The sequence below is a fragment of the Corallincola spongiicola genome, assembly GCF_004284785.1.
GTDB classification, from domain to species: Bacteria; Pseudomonadota; Gammaproteobacteria; order Enterobacterales; family Neiellaceae; genus Corallincola; species Corallincola holothuriorum.
Map to the genome: position 1 here is coordinate 311,952 of NZ_SHLY01000001.1, position 17,873 is coordinate 329,824.

General features: G+C 49.9%; 15 protein-coding genes. 14 read left to right on the forward strand and 1 reads right to left on the reverse strand.

Annotation, left to right across the window (positions count from 1 at the left end):
* The first annotated feature begins 32 nt into the window (after positions 1 to 32).
* The 4 genes from EXY25_RS01315 (at position 33) to EXY25_RS01330 (ending at position 4,335) form a co-directional block, all read left to right on the forward strand.
* Positions 33 to 1,178 carry an enoyl-CoA hydratase/isomerase family protein gene (locus EXY25_RS01315; RefSeq protein ID WP_246019470.1) on the forward strand — a complete coding sequence of 382 codons (1,146 nt, stop codon included), beginning with the start codon at positions 33 to 35 and terminating at the stop codon, positions 1,176 to 1,178.
* Positions 1,179 to 1,233: 55 nt separating this feature from the next.
* A complete protein-coding gene (gene mmsB / locus EXY25_RS01320; RefSeq protein ID WP_130565451.1) occupies positions 1,234 to 2,124 on the forward strand; it encodes a 3-hydroxyisobutyrate dehydrogenase in 891 nt (296 codons plus the stop codon).
* A 24-nt stretch (positions 2,125 to 2,148) separates the two neighbouring features.
* Entirely contained in the window at positions 2,149 to 2,964 is an 816-nt protein-coding gene (locus tag EXY25_RS01325; RefSeq protein WP_130565452.1) for an SDR family oxidoreductase, read from the forward strand.
* A 363-nt stretch (positions 2,965 to 3,327) separates the two neighbouring features.
* The gene (locus tag EXY25_RS01330; protein WP_130565453.1) at positions 3,328 to 4,335 is read left to right on the forward strand and encodes an SH3 domain-containing protein; all 1,008 of its coding nucleotides are present in this window, start codon (positions 3,328 to 3,330) and stop codon (positions 4,333 to 4,335) included.
* Positions 4,336 to 4,564: 229 nt separating this feature from the next.
* Here the strand turns inward: EXY25_RS01330 and EXY25_RS01335 are convergent, their stop codons facing one another.
* The gene (locus tag EXY25_RS01335; RefSeq protein WP_130565454.1) at positions 4,565 to 5,230 is read right to left on the reverse strand and encodes a hypothetical protein; all 666 of its coding nucleotides are present in this window, start codon (positions 5,228 to 5,230) and stop codon (positions 4,565 to 4,567) included.
* A gap of 259 nt (positions 5,231 to 5,489) precedes the next feature.
* Here EXY25_RS01335 and EXY25_RS01340 point away from each other — a divergent pair, with 259 nt between their 5' ends.
* The 10 genes from EXY25_RS01340 (at position 5,490) to EXY25_RS01385 (ending at position 17,836) form a co-directional block, all read left to right on the forward strand.
* A complete protein-coding gene (locus EXY25_RS01340; RefSeq protein WP_130565455.1) occupies positions 5,490 to 6,563 on the forward strand; it encodes a chorismate transformation FkbO/Hyg5 family protein in 1,074 nt (357 codons plus the stop codon).
* Entirely contained in the window at positions 6,560 to 7,366 is an 807-nt protein-coding gene (locus EXY25_RS01345; RefSeq protein WP_130565456.1) for a radical SAM protein, read from the forward strand. Before EXY25_RS01340 ends, EXY25_RS01345 begins: the two co-directional genes overlap by 4 nt.
* On the forward strand, positions 7,363 to 8,403 hold the full coding sequence (locus tag EXY25_RS01350) for an asparagine synthase-related protein (RefSeq protein ID WP_130565457.1): 1,041 nt from the start codon (positions 7,363 to 7,365) through the stop codon (positions 8,401 to 8,403). Before EXY25_RS01345 ends, EXY25_RS01350 begins: the two co-directional genes overlap by 4 nt.
* On the forward strand, positions 8,391 to 10,163 hold the full coding sequence (asnB, locus tag EXY25_RS01355) for an asparagine synthase (glutamine-hydrolyzing) (protein ID WP_130565458.1): 1,773 nt from the start codon (positions 8,391 to 8,393) through the stop codon (positions 10,161 to 10,163). The genes EXY25_RS01350 and asnB overlap by 13 nt, the downstream gene beginning before the upstream one ends.
* On the forward strand, positions 10,163 to 11,359 hold the full coding sequence (locus tag EXY25_RS01360) for a glycosyltransferase (protein ID WP_130565459.1): 1,197 nt from the start codon (positions 10,163 to 10,165) through the stop codon (positions 11,357 to 11,359). The genes asnB and EXY25_RS01360 overlap by 1 nt, the downstream gene beginning before the upstream one ends.
* The gene (locus tag EXY25_RS01365; RefSeq protein ID WP_130565460.1) at positions 11,349 to 12,164 is read left to right on the forward strand and encodes a hypothetical protein; all 816 of its coding nucleotides are present in this window, start codon (positions 11,349 to 11,351) and stop codon (positions 12,162 to 12,164) included. Before EXY25_RS01360 ends, EXY25_RS01365 begins: the two co-directional genes overlap by 11 nt.
* Complete coding sequence (locus tag EXY25_RS01370; protein ID WP_246019507.1) at positions 12,161 to 13,099, forward strand: PIG-L deacetylase family protein; 939 nt, start codon at positions 12,161 to 12,163, stop codon at positions 13,097 to 13,099. Before EXY25_RS01365 ends, EXY25_RS01370 begins: the two co-directional genes overlap by 4 nt.
* 196 nt (positions 13,100 to 13,295) lie before the next feature.
* Positions 13,296 to 14,966 (forward strand): Hsp70 family protein, encoded by a 1,671-nt coding sequence (locus EXY25_RS01375; RefSeq protein WP_114336830.1) that lies wholly within the window; start codon positions 13,296 to 13,298, stop codon positions 14,964 to 14,966.
* Positions 14,967 to 15,051: 85 nt separating this feature from the next.
* Positions 15,052 to 17,139: a J domain-containing protein gene (locus EXY25_RS01380; RefSeq protein ID WP_130565462.1), complete on the forward strand. Its 2,088-nt coding sequence runs from the start codon at positions 15,052 to 15,054 to the stop codon at positions 17,137 to 17,139.
* Complete coding sequence (locus EXY25_RS01385; protein WP_130565463.1) at positions 17,132 to 17,836, forward strand: DUF1266 domain-containing protein; 705 nt, start codon at positions 17,132 to 17,134, stop codon at positions 17,834 to 17,836. The genes EXY25_RS01380 and EXY25_RS01385 overlap by 8 nt, the downstream gene beginning before the upstream one ends.
* Positions 17,837 to 17,873: the final 37 nt, after the last annotated feature.

The window sequence follows — 17,873 nt, forward strand, 5'->3', positions numbered from 1 at the left end:
CACGCCAGTAAATAAGAGGTTGGAGCAATCCCATGACAGATACAACTCAGACCATGGCTGCGGATCTTTTGATCAGCGAGATGACGGTCGGTAAGCGCTTCAAGATTGGGGTGGTAACGCTGAATGCGCCAACCAAGCTCAATGCCTTGAGCTTGAGCATGGTGGAGGGGCTAGGCGCGCAACTGCGCATTTGGGCAAACGATAAAAAGATAGCTGCCGTTTGGTTGCAAGGCGCGGGTGACAAAGCTTTTTGCGCCGGTGGCGACATTGTTGATATGTATCATGCCATGGTTGCAACGCCCCACACGGTACAAGCGGAAGTGTGTCACTTTTTCACTCAGGAGTACCAGACAGATCACTTGATCCATACCTTTCCTAAGCCGGTGATCGTCTGGGGTGATGGCATTGTGATGGGCGGCGGTATCGGCTTGATGGTGGGCGGTAGCCACCGTTTGGTAACGGAACGTTCGCGACTGGCAATGCCAGAGATATCTATAGGGTTGTATCCCGATGTGGCGGGCAGTTGGTTTCTGCCGAAAATGCCCGACAATGCGGGGCTGTTCTTAGGGCTGACAGGCGCGCAAATCAACGGCCGTGACGCGGTGCATCTGAATATGGCGGATCACCGGGTGAGCTCAGCGAAACAAACTCAACTGAAAGCAGGTTTAGCGAATTTATCGTGGCAGGGCGATAACCATGATTTTGCCATGCTCAGTGATTTTTTTCGTGACCATGAACTGTCCATCAAAGACAAAGATGTCGCCCTGCCCGAAGGCTACTTAAGTCACCAGCAAACCGTATCTGATCTCTGTGCTGGCGAGAGCTTGCAACAGGTCGCGGCAGCGATCCTAAACCAGGATGCTGACGATCCTTGGTTGCAACGGGCGCAGGCCAATTTGCGTGCAGGGAGTCCGAACACCGCCCATCTTATTTGGCAGATGATCCAGCAGCCACCAGCAGATCTAGCGTCAGCTTTTCGGCAGGAGTTGGGCATGTCGTGCCGTTGTGCTGAGAGCGGCGAGTTTGCCGAAGGGGTGAGGGCGCTATTGATCGATAAAGACCGCAAACCGCAATGGCAGTTTGCAGATGTGAACCAAGTACCAGAGTCTGTGGTGCGACATCATTTCAGTTCGCCGTGGCCTGCCGATGTGCACCCGCTGCGCTCATTAGGTCATTGATGCTCTTGTTGAAAAGGCGGAGTGAATATGGCGAGTGAAAGAAGGAGAACATAGCATGACTATCGGCTTTATCGGTCTCGGCAATATGGGATTACCGATGGCGCAGAACCTGCTGCGATCTGGGCATACCCTCAAGGTGTTTGATCTGAGTTCCAGCGCAGTGAGCGCCGCAGAGCAGGACGGTGCAATAGTGATGAGCAGTGCCGCAGAAGCGGTGGAGGGCAGTGCTATCGTCATCACCATGTTGCCCGGTGATCAGCAGGTATTAGACCTCTATCTTGCTAAACACGGCTTATTAAGTCATGGCAACGGTTCGACCCTATTTGTTGATTGTTCAACGGTGGCCGCGACAACCTCGCAAACGATTGCTGTACAGGCCGATGCGATGGGTACTTCGATGATAGATGCGCCAGTCTCCGGTGGAACAGTCGGGGCAGCGGCGGCTACCTTAACCTTTATGGTGGGAGGGCCGGATGCGGCCTTTCAACGTGTGCAACCGGTATTAAAAAACATGGGCGCCAACGTCTTCCATGCTGGTGTCAAAGTGGGGGATGGTCAATTAGCAAAAGCGTGTAACAACATGCTGCTGGCCGCTCTGATGATAGGCACCAGTGAGGCGCTGCAGTTGGGAGCCGATAATGGCTTGGATATTGCCAAGCTCACCGAGATCATGCGACAAAGTTCGGGCGACAATTGGGTGTTGAACAAGTACCACCCGTGGCCGGGCGAGATGCCAGCAGCCCCCGCCAGTCATGATTATGAACCCGGTTTTATGGTGAAGTTGATGACCAAAGATCTTGGCTTAGCAATGCAAACGGCATTGGCTAGCGGTACGCCAACGCCCTTGGGTGCAATGGCGCGTTCAATTTATGCCCAGCATGGTCGCGACGGTTGGGACGAGAAAGATTTCTCCAGTGTACTAACGCGGTTCAGCGACAACAAATGAGCCAAAAGCAGAGGGAGTACAGTTATGCAGATCGTCAGTAAAGTGGTGGCTATTACTGGAGCCGGTAGCGGTTTAGGCCGTGCGATGGCGTTGAGCTTTGCCGCCCAGGGCGCTCATTTGGCCTTGCTGGATCTTAATGCCGATGCCCTCAGCGATACAGCGACCTTGATTGAAGCTGCAATTGGTCAATCGGTAAAGGGCGAGCCTTCGCAAGCCACCCGTGACACCAGCAAGCCACCTATCTGCCGCTGCTATGTACTTGATGTCACCAATGAGGCGGAAGTCGAACACTGTTTCGATGCCATTGGTAACGACTTTGGCGCGTTACATGTGCTGATAAACAGCGCCGGCATTATGCGGGACAACATGCTGCTGAAAGTCAAAGAGGGTAAGGTGGTCGATAAAATGTCCCTCGGTGTGTTTAATACCGTTCTGCATGTCAACCTGACCGGCAGTTTTCTCTGTGGCCGTGAAGCCGCTGCGCAGATGGTTCAGCATCAGTGTGAAGGGGTGATCATCAATCTGGCCAGTGTCTCCCGTGCCGGCAATATGGGCCAAAGTAACTATTCTGCAGCCAAGGCTGGCTTGTCTGCAATGACGGTCACGTGGGCGAAAGAGTTGGCTCGATTTGGTATCCGTGCTGCAGCCATCGCCCCCGGCGTGTTTGCCACCCCCATGACCGAAGTCATGAAACCGGAAGCGATGGAACGACTGAAGCAGGCGATCCCAGCCAAGCGGCTAGGCGAAGCGGAAGAGATCGCACACGCCGCCCGGTTTATCATCGAAAATGACTACTACACTGGCCGGGTGTTGGAGCTGGATGGTGGGATAAGGGTGTAGATAAAACAGGAGCATCCGATCAAATCGATATCAGGCTCGGTCAGTTTTACTGATTTGTAATTAACCAAATTAAAAGCGAGTGCCTAACGTGTTGTGTACTCGCTGAATCCTCCCTTTTTTAAATGGCGCATTCGCACCGTTTACCGGTATTTTCGCTTCGTTCCGGCATAACAGGAAACTTTCCCGTGATCACGGCTTAGCCTTTGCTAAACCTGTGTGTTAACTGCTTGTTTGAACGGCTAAATAGCTGATAAGGTAGTTTTACTTATTAGACATAGAAGGAAATATTTGCTCCGGCATAGGAGGAAAAACTCCTTCTACTTATACTGTTAGATTTCCTGAGCGGTATTCACGGTACTTTAAATGGATAAAGAATTAACCAGCGTCTTTGAATGCGTCGATCGGATACTCAATCCACATCGAAGGTGGCAAGAGCAAATAGATCGGATTCTAGAGCCTCAGCGCAGGCTTCAAAAGCAAATGGAAAAATACCTTGAGCCCCAACGACGATTACAAGAGCAGATGAAAAAGGTTCTTGAACCGCAGCTACGGCTCCAGGAGCAAATGGAAAAAGTTCTTGAGCCTCAGCGTAGGCTACAAGAGCAGATGAATAAATATCTTGAGCCGCAACGCCGAATTCAGGAGCAGATGGAAAGGTATCTTGAACCGCAGCGAAGGCTTCAAGAGCAAATGGAAAAGTATCTTGAGCCGTATAGAGGGGTACAAGAGCAACTAAAAAAGATACGTGAGCCTCAGCGTTTACTCCATGAGCAAATCAATAAATACCTCAATCCATTAGGTGATTATCTCTCTAGCCCTCTAATGGAGCGCATCGCTGTTGGAAGCGATGGCGTAGTCTCTGTATCAGACGAAATCGTTGAAATTCAGGAGATAAAAGATAGCGTTGAAAAGATCACTAAAGGTTACTCAAGCACAGAGGAATTTTTAGAGCAACTATTTAAGATTCTGGAAAAACTAAGTGACGGCGCACGCACACTAGTTATTTATTTAATATTGCCATATTTCCTTGCTATTATTGCCAATTTAACAACGCCAATTTATGAAGAGTGGTGGAAAGAATACGCAGATTACGACCAGCGTGAAGCAAAAAAAGAGATAATTCGAGAAGCGCGTGACCTGTACAGTACAGAAGAATTATTCGAATATCGATTTGTTTATGCCTCAACACTTAATGTTCGAGAATTAGGAACAACTAAGTCAAATATTGTTGGTGTACTGCACCTTGGGAAAGCTGTAAAGGTTATTAATAAGGCGAAAAATTGGTCTTTTGTCGAATATCAAGACTCCCTTACTGGCGAGGTTAAGGCGGGCTGGGTATTTTCAAGATATTTGCATAAATTTGAAAAATGAAATCTAACAAAGCCATACCTGATTACCACTGAGGTTCAGCCAGCTTAAGTAACCGTTCAGGCATAGGTGCCGTTCTTGCGCAGGCAAAGGGAGCAGGAGGGAGGACACCCACCTGACACAGTCACTAACTGACTCTCGCTTTGTGCTGTTTACTCTGCCCCTAACAGAATTTGAGAAACGCTTATTTAGAAGGTGAGGGGGTGGGTGTCCCAGTCCCGCGATGTTCCATTTAGCAGAGGCTTATTGTCAGGCCTACTTTCATATCAATACAATTATCAAGCTCTTTTTTCAGATTTAAAATGCAGGTTTCGACCCAAAGAGCTGCCTTCTCTTTATTATTTTTGTAATAGTCTAATTCTTCCTCATCCCTGATAATTCGTCGTTCTAACAATATTTGTAGATCTGAATCTTCAATAGTGATTGCTAGCTTGGACTCGTCAAATTTTTCCAATCCAGTGCGGATGTTCTCTGTTGTGTATACCTCCAACTCGATCTCTTTGAGGTATAGACCATCTCCCATCATGCTAAAAACCCAGTCGCCTAACCCACACTTTTTCATGAAGTAACTAACAAAACAGGCTTGAAAGGGGGTCCAAGACTCATCTGGCTCAAGGTTATCGCCCAAACTTTCTAGGCGTTGCTTTTCGTTTGGGCCGGTTTTGAAGTCTTCGATGGCCATCGATTCCTTGTTAGGTTGGAATAGGCCTAGCTTTTTAGATAGCTCTGATTGTGAAAGCTTTCTATAAACCGGATTGCGGGAGTTAATGATTTCTTCCGATTTCTTTTCGATGTAAGACTCTTCGTCTCCCTCAAAAGCGTAATAGAGATAGGGGGCTTCTATTATTCTGCCTATATTTTCATCTGATAACGTTTCTATGCAGTAAAACATACTCATTGAGAGCTTTTCCTTGCTAAAGCTTTCGTCTCTATTGGCTATTTTAAGGTTTTAAAGTGGCGCAAGGGAATTTCTTTACGAACGGCTTCTCAGCGTTGCATTTATTACTCCGCATCAATGTTCTAATCGGCGCTACGCCGTTATCATCCCCCGCAAATGGGTGACGGTCGTCACTCTCTGGTCTGTTTGGGCGCTTACCCAAATACGGCTATGATGCTATTGAAAGGATGCAGTACCGTTATGGAAGTCGAGATTATTTATGCAGCAGGAAGGCCTAAAGCAGGGTGTTGAGGAACAACACCTGGGCGACAAAACCACACATGATGTTATTTCTAAGCGCGTTTCGTTGCAGCAGTATGCTGCGATTTGTCGGCAGTCCGAAGCGGGTATTTTGGGTGCCGTCATCTATGGCGCTGACCAAAGTTTTTTAGCCGCGAAACTAACGCCTATCTGGCCTCAAATTACCTCCTCACTGGTGCCGTTGTCCGGCGCGTATGCGGAGCTGTTTATTTCCCGTGAACAGCCGCGCTATTGGCATAGCGGTGAGATGATACTGGCCTATAACAGTCAGGTTGTATTTGGTGGTTTTGATCTGGCGGTCGGCTCGTTGGCGATGCAAGCCGAAGCGCGTTATTTACAAGTTCGTCGGCTGTTATCCGAGCTTAGTTTTCCCTTTATCTATCGAATGTGGAATGAGCTGCCGGATATCAATGGAATAAAGCAGGGAACCGAACAGTATCAGCATTTTTGCAGTGGTCGCGCCGAAGCGTTTGCGACTAGTGCTTGGCAGGGCACAACTTTGCCTGCAGCAACTGCGGTTGGCAGCCATCACAGTGATCGTTTTGTGCACTATTTCATTGCTGGTCTAACTCCCTGCCAAGCCGTAGAAAACCGTCAGCAGGTCAGTGCCTTTGATTATCCCCCTCAATACGGGCGTCACGCGCCTTCGTTTACGCGTGCGCAGCATGTTGAAAGCCCGTTTGGGGTGCAGTTGTGGGTGTCAGGTACGGCGAGTATTGAAGGGCACCAGTCGTTGCATTTGGGTGATGTGAATGGACAGACTCGCTTAGCTCTGAAGAACATTAAACGAATACTGATGTGCACCAAACAGGCGTTAGGTTGTGATTATCAGGTGCCCGGCGTTCAGGCTCAGTACCGTGTTTATCTGCGTGATCCTGATTATTTAGCCTGCATACAATCGGTGGTTGGTGATGAGTTGGGCACAGCAGCTGACGTCAGCTACGTTGCGGCTGATATCTGTCGTTCCGAACTATTGGTTGAGATTGAAGCTGTGTATAGCCGTGGCTGTGATCTAAATGAGGTCGTTGTATGAAGCCGTTGCTTGAATATCCCATCGAAAATGGCCGTATCGTGACGCGTTCCCTTGAGGCGCATATCGTTGATCATTGTAACTTAAAATGTGCCGAGTGCTGTTCTCTGTCGCCGATGCTGCCAGCGCGCTGTGTTACGCCCGCGCAGGTTAAAGCTGATTTAGAGGCGGCGTTAAAAGTGGTTGCGCCAACCTACTTAAAGTTGGTGGGCGGCGAGCCCTTATTACATCCGCAATTGATGGAATGCATCGAAGTGGCAAGGCCGCTGGCGAATATTTTGTCAGTGACCACCAATGCCTTGCTGATTGAAAAGATGCCCGACCGTTTCTGGCAATTATTGGACGGATTAACCATTTCAATTTATCCCAAACCTAAATTACCGCCAACCACACTGGCGTTTATTAAGCGTAAAGCCGCTGAGTTTGATGTTGAGTTGAACCTAAAAGAGCAATCGAATTTTGTGCAGATGACGCGCTGGCAAGCGCCCGCAACAGAGGATGAAACCCGCGACGTATTTGCGGGTTGTTGGCTGCGCGAGCGCTGTCATATTGTTGATCAAGGCCGGTTCTATATGTGTACCCGCCCACCGCATTTCGATAGCTTCAACGGCGGTAATACCAAATATTTAGACGACGGTGTGGTGTTAGACGAGCGCCCGACATTGGTGACAGAGGTACATCAATACCTTACGCGTGAACAACCGCTGGCAACCTGCTACCGCTGTCTGGGCGGTTTTGCCGATGAGAAGCCGCATCGGCAAATGAATCGAGCTGAGCTGATCGCCCTTGGAGAGATCAGCTTATGAGCGTGATCTATGAGGGCGATCCGTTTGCGGTTTTTCCTTATTACTATCGTGTTGGCAGTCAGGCGCATGGCACAACTATCGCGGCACTCTGCCGAGATTCGAGCGAACTGAAGCTCGACCAGCAAGGAGTGTTGCAGTATTTGCATCGTGACCCGGATGGGATCCGAACCTGTATTGAACAGGTGCATAAACTGACGCCGGGCTATCGACTTGTGTTGGACCGCGGGCATCTTGTCTGTCAGCCCAATCCTGTATTAGCTAGTCCGTTACCTTTGTTTGACACGCTGGCCTCGGCACTTGAGCAAATCGTACGGCGCTATTCACGCTGTGGTTTGGCGTTGAGTGGTGGGTTTGACTCGGCTTTAATACTGGCTTTACTGCAGCATATCGGCGCTGACAATGTGGAGGTTTATACCTTGGCTAGCGCATTGCCGGGCTATTGTGAGTTGGAGATCACCCAGCGAACGGCGCAGCATTTTGGTGTGCCGTTGCGCGTGGTTGAGGCTGATGCTGAGCAGTTTGTGGCCGCGTTGCCCGAGACTATTGCGGCGACTGAAACCCCGATCTATAACCTGCATCCAGTGTCTAAATTGCTGCTGTCTCAAGCGATGAACGCGGATGGCATCGACTGCCTGATCACCGGTGATGCCGCCGATCAGGTATTCAGTGGTGTGCCCTCTGCTAATTATTTGCCGTTAGTCGGCGCAATTGTTCGTAGCCAACAGTTGCCTTATCACTCGCCTTTTTTTGCCCCTGAAGTGGTTGCTGCGGGGCAACGGGTTGCTGATAGTAACAAGACTGCACTGCGTCAATTGGGGCAAAACCTGTTGCCCGATTGGCTGTGTAACCAAGTTAAGCAACCCAGATTAGCACCGGATTTTTGTCTCGATAGATATTGGGATGGTGCCGCTGTTGACCGGTTGGCGAAAAGTTTGGCTATTCAGCCCGACCTGAGTTCGTTGGCTAACCGAACACTCTGGATCACGCTAACGCTATTGCGCCAACAGTTGAGTAGGTCTAACTCATGTGTGGCCTAGCGGGCATTGTTAACTTTAATCATCCTCACGCCAATTTTAAAACTCGTTTACCGACGATGCTTGCTGCACAACGTCATCGCGGCCCGGATGGTTGTGGGTTTAAGTACTATGGCAGCGCTGCGCTGGCACACACGCGCCTTGCGTTAATTGATCTTGCGGGCGGCGATCAGCCCTTCATTTCCCGCGATCAGCGTTATTGCCTAGTGTACAACGGTGAGATCTATAATTTTGCCGAGTTACGCCGTGAGCTAGCGCCGCTATGGTCGTTTGCCACCGAGTCTGATACCGAAGTGGTGCTGGCAGCTTATGTCTGTTGGGGAGAGCGGGCGCTGCATCGCTTTAATGGCATGTTCGCTTTCTTTATTTGGGATGAGCAGTTAAAGCAGGGCTTTGCCGCCAGAGATCTACTTGGGATTAAGCCGTTTGCCTATCAGTACCAGCACGGTGAACTGCTGTTCGGCTCTGAAGCCAAGGCCATTGTTGCGGTGGCGCAAACGCCAGTGAAGGCCGATGCGGATGCGATCCTTGAATATCTGGTCGCGCCCTATTTTAGCGGGGTAGAGAGTTCGATGTTCGCTGGCATTGAATACCTGCAACCGGGTCATTGCTTACACATCGATAGTAATGGCCTTGTGATCCGGCAGTGGCGCGATTACCAACTAACGGCTGAAATAACGCCAGAGCAGAATGTCGAAGATGAGTTGAGCCATTTACTCGGTAAAGCGACGAATCGAGCAATGCGAGCGGATGTGCCTGTTGCAACCTATCTCAGTGGTGGGTTGGACTCGACTTTGATCAGCGCCATTGCCAATAAAGCGGCTCCGCAGCCACTTGCCTGTTTCAGTATTCGTTTCGCGGATCATGGCAAGATTGATTATGCCAACTCACTTATTGTCAGTTCAGACGATATGCCGTGTGCCCTTGGTGCCGCGCAAGAGATTGGGCTGCGGCAGCAGATTGTTGATGTGGACGAACAGCAGATTGCCGAGAGTTTCAGTGAATTGGCTGCGGTGAATGATGCGCTGCCTGCCTGGGAGCAAGAGTTTGCCCAGTTTCATTTGGCCCGTGTTGCCGGGGCGCAGTTTAAAGCGGTACTGGTGGGCGATGCGGCGGATGAAACCCATTGGGGCTATCCGTTCTTGCTTGACCAAGCCGCCACCCGTTCGCCGGCTGGTATTTTGGCGCGATTTAGCCTGCCCAAATTGGCGCTAGGCAGTGCGCAGGAACTAACGCAGATGTTCAACGACAAGTATCAACAGCTGGCTGGATCTGCGGGGTACGGTTGGCACAGCGCCACCGAACGTTCGCTGGCGACCGCCTATTTGGTGGTTAAACGCTGGTTGCCGCGCTTGCTGCACAATGGTGACATTCATGCAATGCGCCACTCCCTTGAAGCGCGGGTGCCTTTTGCTGATGTTGAGTTGCTAGACTTTGCCCGCAAGGTCCATCCAGAGCTGGGTTATCGACAGGGTTGTGAGAAGTGGTTGTTGCGTCAGGGCAGTCGTGGTCTGTTACCGGAGCAGGTGCGTACCCGGCCTAAATCCGCCTTACCTAAAGCACAATCAGTAGGCCTGGTTTATCAGCGATTAGCACGGACGGCATTGCAGACCTCAGCTGAATTCATTGGTCATTTTTTAGAGTTGGCGCCCTTGTTCTCGCTCAGTACACAGCGCGAGCCGTTAACTGAGATGGAACGCGCGCTGTTATTTCGTGTCATCTCATTATCGTATTGGCAGCAACGCTATAAGGTTGTTATTTAATGACTCGTATTCTTTTCACGCTGATCCCCGAAAAAGGCCATATCAATCCGTATATTGGGGTTGCACAGCACTTGCAACGCGCCGGGGTTGAGGTTGGTTTTTATGCCTCCCATGACATTTCAGCGCAACTGCACGCCGCTTCGCTGCCGCGCCAATTGGGTCAGCCTTTGGCTCAGACGGCAAGGAGTGCAAATCGTGGCTGCGAATTTGCCGAACAGGTGAGCAATGCGCAGTGGCTTAGGCAGTGGATAGAGATGTTGCTAGTGGACGTGGTAGAAGAGGGGGTTGCGGGTATTTCTGCTGCGATCAACCAGTTTAAGCCGGATATCATTATTACCGATCCTATGCTCTATGGTGCAGCGATTGCTGCCAATGCTGCTCAGTTGCCTTGGGTTGCTATATCCAACTCACTCAATCCAGTATTGGATCCTCGGGTCTCCAGTGAGCTCCTTGATACGCTGGCTTCGTTGCAAAGCAAGCGGCAGGCGCTGTTTTCGAAACATGGCATGAATGTCGTGTTCAAAAGCAGTGACATGCTTTCACCATTTTTGAATATCGCCTTTACCACCGAGCAGCTAGTGGGGCCGGTAGCGAATGATGTTGAATGTGTCGGTCCATCGATCCCGCTGTGTGATCGCGGTGATGAAACAGAGTTTGATTGGGCATGGTTAGACGCGGATATGCCGCTGATTTATATGTCGCTGGGTAGTCAGATCTATTACCAACCGCAGATGTTTAATACGGTGTTTGCTGCGGTTCGGGATATGCCGGTGCAATTGGTTGCCACGGTGAGTGACCTGCTGGGAAGTGATGAGCTGGTGGATCTACCCGACAACGTTTACTTGTCGCGCTACACCCCGCAATTATCGATGTTGCAACGCGCTGCGGTGATGATCACTCACGGCGGGGCCAATTCGGTGATGGAGGCGATCCATGGCGGGGTTCCGCTTTTGATCAGTCCCATCTGTAATGATCAATTTCATCAAGCGTTTTACGTTGCAAAACAGAATATCGGCCGAGTACTCGACCTTCAGCAGGCGAGTGTGAGCGAATGTAGCCAAGCGTTAGCTGCACTGTTGAACGATCCTGAGATCCAGGCAAATATGCGCCGGGTGTCAGTAAGTTATCAGGTCGATGGTGCGCAGAAAGCGGCCCAATTGGTGTTGGCATTGGCCGAGTCTGATTATGATCATTAAGCCTGTTGATACCCCAGCAATCACGCCGTTGGAACTGTGGGATGCACAAACCGAACTTGGGCCTTTGTGGCAATTAATGACAGATAAGCGGTTTGCGCCGATGTTGGTGACCGTGTTGCAGCAACTGCATCGAGGTGAGTTAGCCACAATGTTTAGTGCGGGGCGGTGCTTGCCGGCGGCGCCATTTGAAGCTGTTTTTTTGTGCGGTGGCGGGGCGCTAGACCCGGCGGTATCGGCATGTTTGGCCGGAGTGGCGCAGCCGGTATTTACTGCGCCTAACCCATTATTTAGTGGGGTTGATGGCGGTTTGCAGTATTTGGCGAGCATCGGGCTTAATGGCTGGGCGATGGACGTAGGCCAAACCCAAATTAAGTTAGGCTTTGGCCACCATTACCAGACCTTCGAACGCGATTTGGCACAACTGCCTTTGCTGTTGCCTCAGCACACGCGGACGCATGACGAAGATGAAGATAAATTTAGCCGCTGGGTGGCCGAGGCATTGGCGCAAAGGCCGGCTGATTCGCCCTCATCTATTGCTTTGGCATTGCCGTGCGAAGTTAATAGCGGGCAAAAGCAAGCAGCACAGGCGCTCGGTGCTTGTTCCTATTTTCCCGCGCAGGCTGATTTTTCCTTGCTGGAGTCTATCGACCAATTCGCCGCAGGCGGTATCGACACGGTTTATCTGTTTAATGACGCGCAAATTGCCGCCGTTTATGCGGCGAATGACTCACGGCTGGCAACCTATCGCAGCGTGCTGGTATTGACCTTGGGTTATGCCGTCGGCGGGGCGATGTTGTGTCGATGAAACATCTCTATATTTCACCTCATTTTGATGACGTGGTTTTCTCTTGCGCAGGCAAGATCATGCAGGATGTTGAGGCGGGTATTGATGTGACGGTCGTGACCGTTTTTAGCAAGGGGGATGACAGCTATGCCCAGCGCTTGGCCGAGAATATCCGCGCGCTTAATCTATTGCAGGCGAGGGGGCTTGAACTTGGCTTTGAAGATGCGCCATTTCGCCATTCAGCCTATTATGATTTTCGCTCGCTCATTTTGGAGGATATCGCCGCAGCAGATGCTGCCGTCGTCGCAACGCTGGCAACACAGTTGCGTGGATTGGTGTGTGACTTGAGCATCGACCGCGTTTATGCGCCGTTAGCGGTGGGCACCCATGTGGATCATCGCCTCTGTTTTAGCGCTTCGCTGCAGGCCGATTTGCCCAAGTTGAGCTTCTATGAAGACAGGCCCTATGCCTTATGTTCGGGGGCGGTTGAAGCCCGCCTTTATCAGCTTGGGGCGCGCCCTGATCCGGTTGCAGAAAACCACACTTGGTATCGCTATCCCACGGATATAGCCCTTTATTTACAAGCGCTGAGCCAGATGAGCTATGTGCAGCAATATTTGCCCGGAGGAGAAGCGCGCGTAGCTTGTTTTGATTTGATTTCCGCTTCGTTGGAGCAGGCTTCTGAACAAGGTTATCAGGCACATTTTCAACACTATGACTTTGGCCAAGACGAGTTTAGCTTAGCCCAGAGAGCCTACGGCGCTTATGCTTCCCAGCAACGAGCGTTTGTCGGTACTTTCGCGCACAATGCTGAAATGTCAGTTGAATATGCGCAGCGGATCCGAGCAGGAGCCAATGGACAATCACTGTTTACGGAGCGCTATTGGCAGCTGAACGAATGGAATGGTTGTGCTAAGGAAAATAACAAGCAGCAGCGAGCAGGGGATAGATCATAGATCGTAACTTATTGTCACACTATGATATTTGTCGAATGTGTCGTGATAATGTTAGCCTCACAAGTGAGCGCTAATGCGTGCTATTTACCCCATACAAGGACGTAGAAACAATCGACATTCGCTGTCGAAACAGAATTGTTTTCTATCCAATTTTATCAATCCTTGTTTGTTCATTCGTAGTAGAAGGATGTGAGCAATGAAAGTCGGGATCGATCTCGGTACAACCCACAGTGTTATTGGTGTTTGGCAGGATACAGAAGTTGAGCTGATACCCGATGCTGCAGGCAATGTACTGACCCCTTCAGTAGTCAGTTTGTCAGATGATCAGTACATGATGGTAGGGCAAGCAGCGAAGGATCGCATGGCGATATACCCCCAACAGACGGTTGCAGAATTCAAACGTTTTCTCGGTACAGATAAAACCTATTGGTTGGGTGACCAGAGTTATACTCCTGTGGAGCTGTCCGCCATCGTTCTTAAAGCGTTGAAAGAGCAAGCCGAGGGATACTTAGGCGAGCCCGTCGAAGAGGCGGTTATATCGGTGCCGGCTTACTTCAATAACAAGCAACGCCAAGAAACACAGCAAGCAGCCGAACTCGCAGGACTGCAAGTTGAGCGGCTAATCAATGAACCAACGGCGGCGGCGTTAGCGTATGGGCTTGAACAAAAAGACACTGAACAGACCTATCTTGTCTTAGATTTAGGTGGCGGCACGTTTGATGTTTCGGTGATTGAAGTCTTTGACAACACCTTTGAGATACATGCATCCGCAGGTGATAATCATCTCGGCGGCAACGATTTTACCAACGTCCTGGTTGAAGATTTGATCGCTAATCAGCCAGCGCTTCCTTCTCATCTACCCGAAACTCTGAAGCGTCGATTGTGGTCATTATGTGATGGTCTTAAGCGCCGTTTAACGTCTGAAAGTCAGGCTGGATTTGAATACGAAGTTGATGGCACTCAATATCGTTATGAGATATCTGAAGAGCGTTTTCAATTACGTTGTAGCGAGCTGATGGAGCGGATTAAATTCCCTCTGAATCGAGCGATGTCTGATGCTGAACTATCTCTTGACGATATTGACGGTTTAATCATGGTGGGTGGCGCCACGCGAATGCCGGTTTTCCGCCAGCAAGTAAGCCGGCTTTTTTCCCGTATACCGCAATCTCACTATCAACCCGACCATGCCATCGCGGTTGGCGCGGCTATTCAGGCTGGCGTGAAAGCGCGCAGTGATGCGTTACGCGAAGTTATCATGACCGATGTTTGCCCTTATACCCTGGGTGTCGAAGTGTTGGGCCGTCATGACCAAACTGAATTTTTGCCGGTGATAGAGCGGAACACCACCATTCCTGTCAGTGAAACCCGCTCGGTGTATTCAACTCACCCCGCTCAGAAAGAGGTTTTACTGCATATCTATCAGGGGGAAAGCTTCAGACCGCAGGACAATGTCTTTCTTGGGGAGCTGAAGATCCGCTTAAGCCCGATAGAAAAGATCCAAGAGCTTTATCTGACTTACACCTACGATCTGAATGGTGTACTGGAAGTCGAGGTGACAGAGGTTTCGAGTGGTAAGAAATATCGTACCTATGTCAGCGAAGGCGATGATGACTTGAACCGCGAACAGCTGGAGCAAAATTTTGCCCGACTGAATGCTTTAAAAATCCTGCCTAAAGACAAACTAGCTAACACCACTTTCATGGCGAAGCTTGAGCGCCTGTATCAAGAAAAACTAGGCAAAGAGCGTGAAGCGGTAGGCACGATGTTGGCAGATTTTTCCCAAGTGCTGAAAGGTCACGACAATAGTGCAATAGAACAAATGATGCGCAGGATAAAAGTCGAGTTAGATTATGCGGATATAGACTGATCTCTACACAGCTAATAACACTGAAAGTGCAGCTTTGTTTGCCATTTAAGTACACCCATTCTAAAGCATTAATGAGAACCAGAGTATGAGTTGTTGGGAAGTTTTGGGCATAGCGCCAACCTCGGATAAACGTACGATCCAGTTGGCCTATACAACGCTGCTTAAACAGTGCAATCCAGAAGATAAGCCAGAACAGTTCAAACAGTTGCGTAAGGCGTACGAAAGCGCCAAGAAAGAAGCAAAGCGTCAGAAGAAGAGCGCAGGATCGGCATCAGATAACAAAGAAGATGCTTTAACCTTTACGCCCCAACCCCCTACATCTCCAGCATTGGACAACAGTGCACAGGAGCCACAACCACTTGCCTCAGAAAGTGATGAGGAAGAGTTTGAGGATCCGAGTCGTTCGGATCCTGTTGCGCCGGTTGCCGTTGAAATTTCTGAACCGATCACTGCTGCGCGAGGTAAAGCGAAAACAATAGAGCAGTTGCGTTATTCACTGCTGCAACTGTACTCGGATGTCGCTGAGCGAGGTAACCCTGAAGCGTGGAAGCAATTGCTTGATTCTCCAGTGTATTGGGATCTTGATCAGAGCAGTGCGGTCATGCTGTGTACACTGGAATTTTTAAGCGAGCACCTGTTGTTGCCGCCAGAGGTACTGAGTTACTTAGATAACGCCTTGAAGTTGTCTGCGGAGCAAAGTAATAGCCTCAATGAGACCATACGGGGATTGGCTGAGGCTATTAGCAGGCATTGTGCGACCCGTTTACAGCGCATTCCCTATGAGTTTAAATTCGATGAGACTCAGGCCATTGAACCGCTTATACAGCATTTAGAACTGCGCCATACGATAGAAGAGTTGTGCATCTTTGGTCGACCTTCTCAGGATAAACTTCAGTCATTGCTGAGTCAGATCCAGCCAGCATTCGCAGAAGATATTTCGCTATTCACCTATGTCGCCAGAACCGCTTTGAGATGCGGTCTGTTTCAGATGGCATGGCACTGCCTGAGTAGTGTTGAACCGTTAATTGCTGTGGATCAGACTGAGTTTACCCAACGCCATGGGCCTGTGTTCAGAGAGTTGCAGGCTCGTGTGCTTTACGGCCTGAAAGACTTTGTAGCTGCCGCAAAACTAATCACTGAGTGGGCTGTTGACTCGCGGGGGGAGCCGTCGCTGATAAAGCTTCATGCCCAGTGTCTTATCCAATTAGAACAGTTACCGTCGGCCATCGGGCTGCTGGAACAGGTCATTAAACAAGTTCCTCAGGATATTGAAGCTCGCGCATTGCTGGCGTCAGCTTGGCGTAAACAGCTGGAGCACTTGAAGCATCGATTATCACAACCACATAACGAAGATATTCTTGAGCGGCAACTGGCGAGTAAACGCTATGCCGAAATATTGCAGGTTATCCAACTGTATCCGCACGCTTATGGCGATCGAAAAGAACAGGCTAGAGGCGAGTGCTTACGAGCAATGGATCTGGACTATTTTTGGGATGAATGGCAACAGCGATTGGAAGATGGAAAAAAAGTTTGGCCAGTGATCGCGGACGTCATTGTATATGCGTTGGATAAAGTTGATGACGAAACATTCGTGGAGTATATCTGGCCAAATGTGCAACAGGAGCTAGACCTGGAGCAGAATGATTTGTACGGGTTGCAAAGCTATGCGCAGGCGCTGGCCTACCTGAGAGCCGTCGATCTTGATGCCATTGAGTTGAATGAAGAGCAGCGTCATTCAGTTCGACATGCCGCCCTTAATAGTTTGATTAGCGCCCTTCAATTCGACAATACCTGCCCAGATAAGCGCAATGCATCTGAGCTGGGCATGAGGCTAGCCAATGAGTTCAGGCTTACGATGGAGTTTTACGACGGTCACTTTCTCGACTTCTGCTTCAACCTAGAGGCATTGGCGCCTGAACGGGTGTTGTATCAAGCTAAGGCTGACGCATTGGAGCTAAGAAATGAGTTCCAGGCTGCGGCAGAGGCTTACTTGCAAGCTGTTCGTTTTCAGCATGAAGAAGCCTCTCAGCACATAGAGTGGCTGGAAAAAGCGCGCGCATGTTGTGACAACATTGAGTCACCAGAGTCGTCTCTGACTGAGCTACAGTCGGCGATTACTCAGCAATTAGAGGCGTTACAAGAGCCACTTGTCGTAGGAGGTCATAATGAATAAGCAACAACTGGACGCAGGCTGGACGTCAGAATGGTTGACTTCGACGCAGAAAACTTGGCTATTGAGCTTGTGCGCTCATTTGTGTCAGCAGAACGGCATGAATCAATATCAAACGATGGCGTTGGTTGAGCCAGAGAATGAAAAACGTTGTACGTCACTCAGGCTCATGTTGGAGCGAGATTACGAGGTGACGTCGGCAAATGAGCTACGGGATAGAATTAACTGGCTTCATTCCACTCAAGCCAGCAAGGATTTTTTTGCTATCAATCAGCAATTTCTTCTGGCTGATAAACGTGACTATATGGCTGTTATCGATGCTGAAAGTGATACCGTTTGGCGCAATAGAAAACGCTTAATTGAGCCACACTGTTGGAGTTTAAGAGATTGCGGCGTTAAAGGGTTTGATATCGCTCGGATCGTATTCTTGGTTCGAAGTGCATACACCGTTGGCATGGTTAGCTTAGAGGATGCTTGGCGATATCTGATCGATGCCGGTAGGGTGGCGCAGAATCTATTTGCAAGTGCGGAGCAATTTGCTACCAGCCATTTAGTTGGGCGGCTCTATTGGAACAAGGCAGATTTACTCCCCAGTCCAGAACTGGACGGCGCGATGGAAACGGCTTTTGAGCATTTGAATGCGATCCTATCAGATCCGTCTCATCCTTGGTGTCAGTTATCGTGGCACTGTGGCCTGTAGAAACCTAAGGCTGAGTCACTGGATATAGGGCTAATCT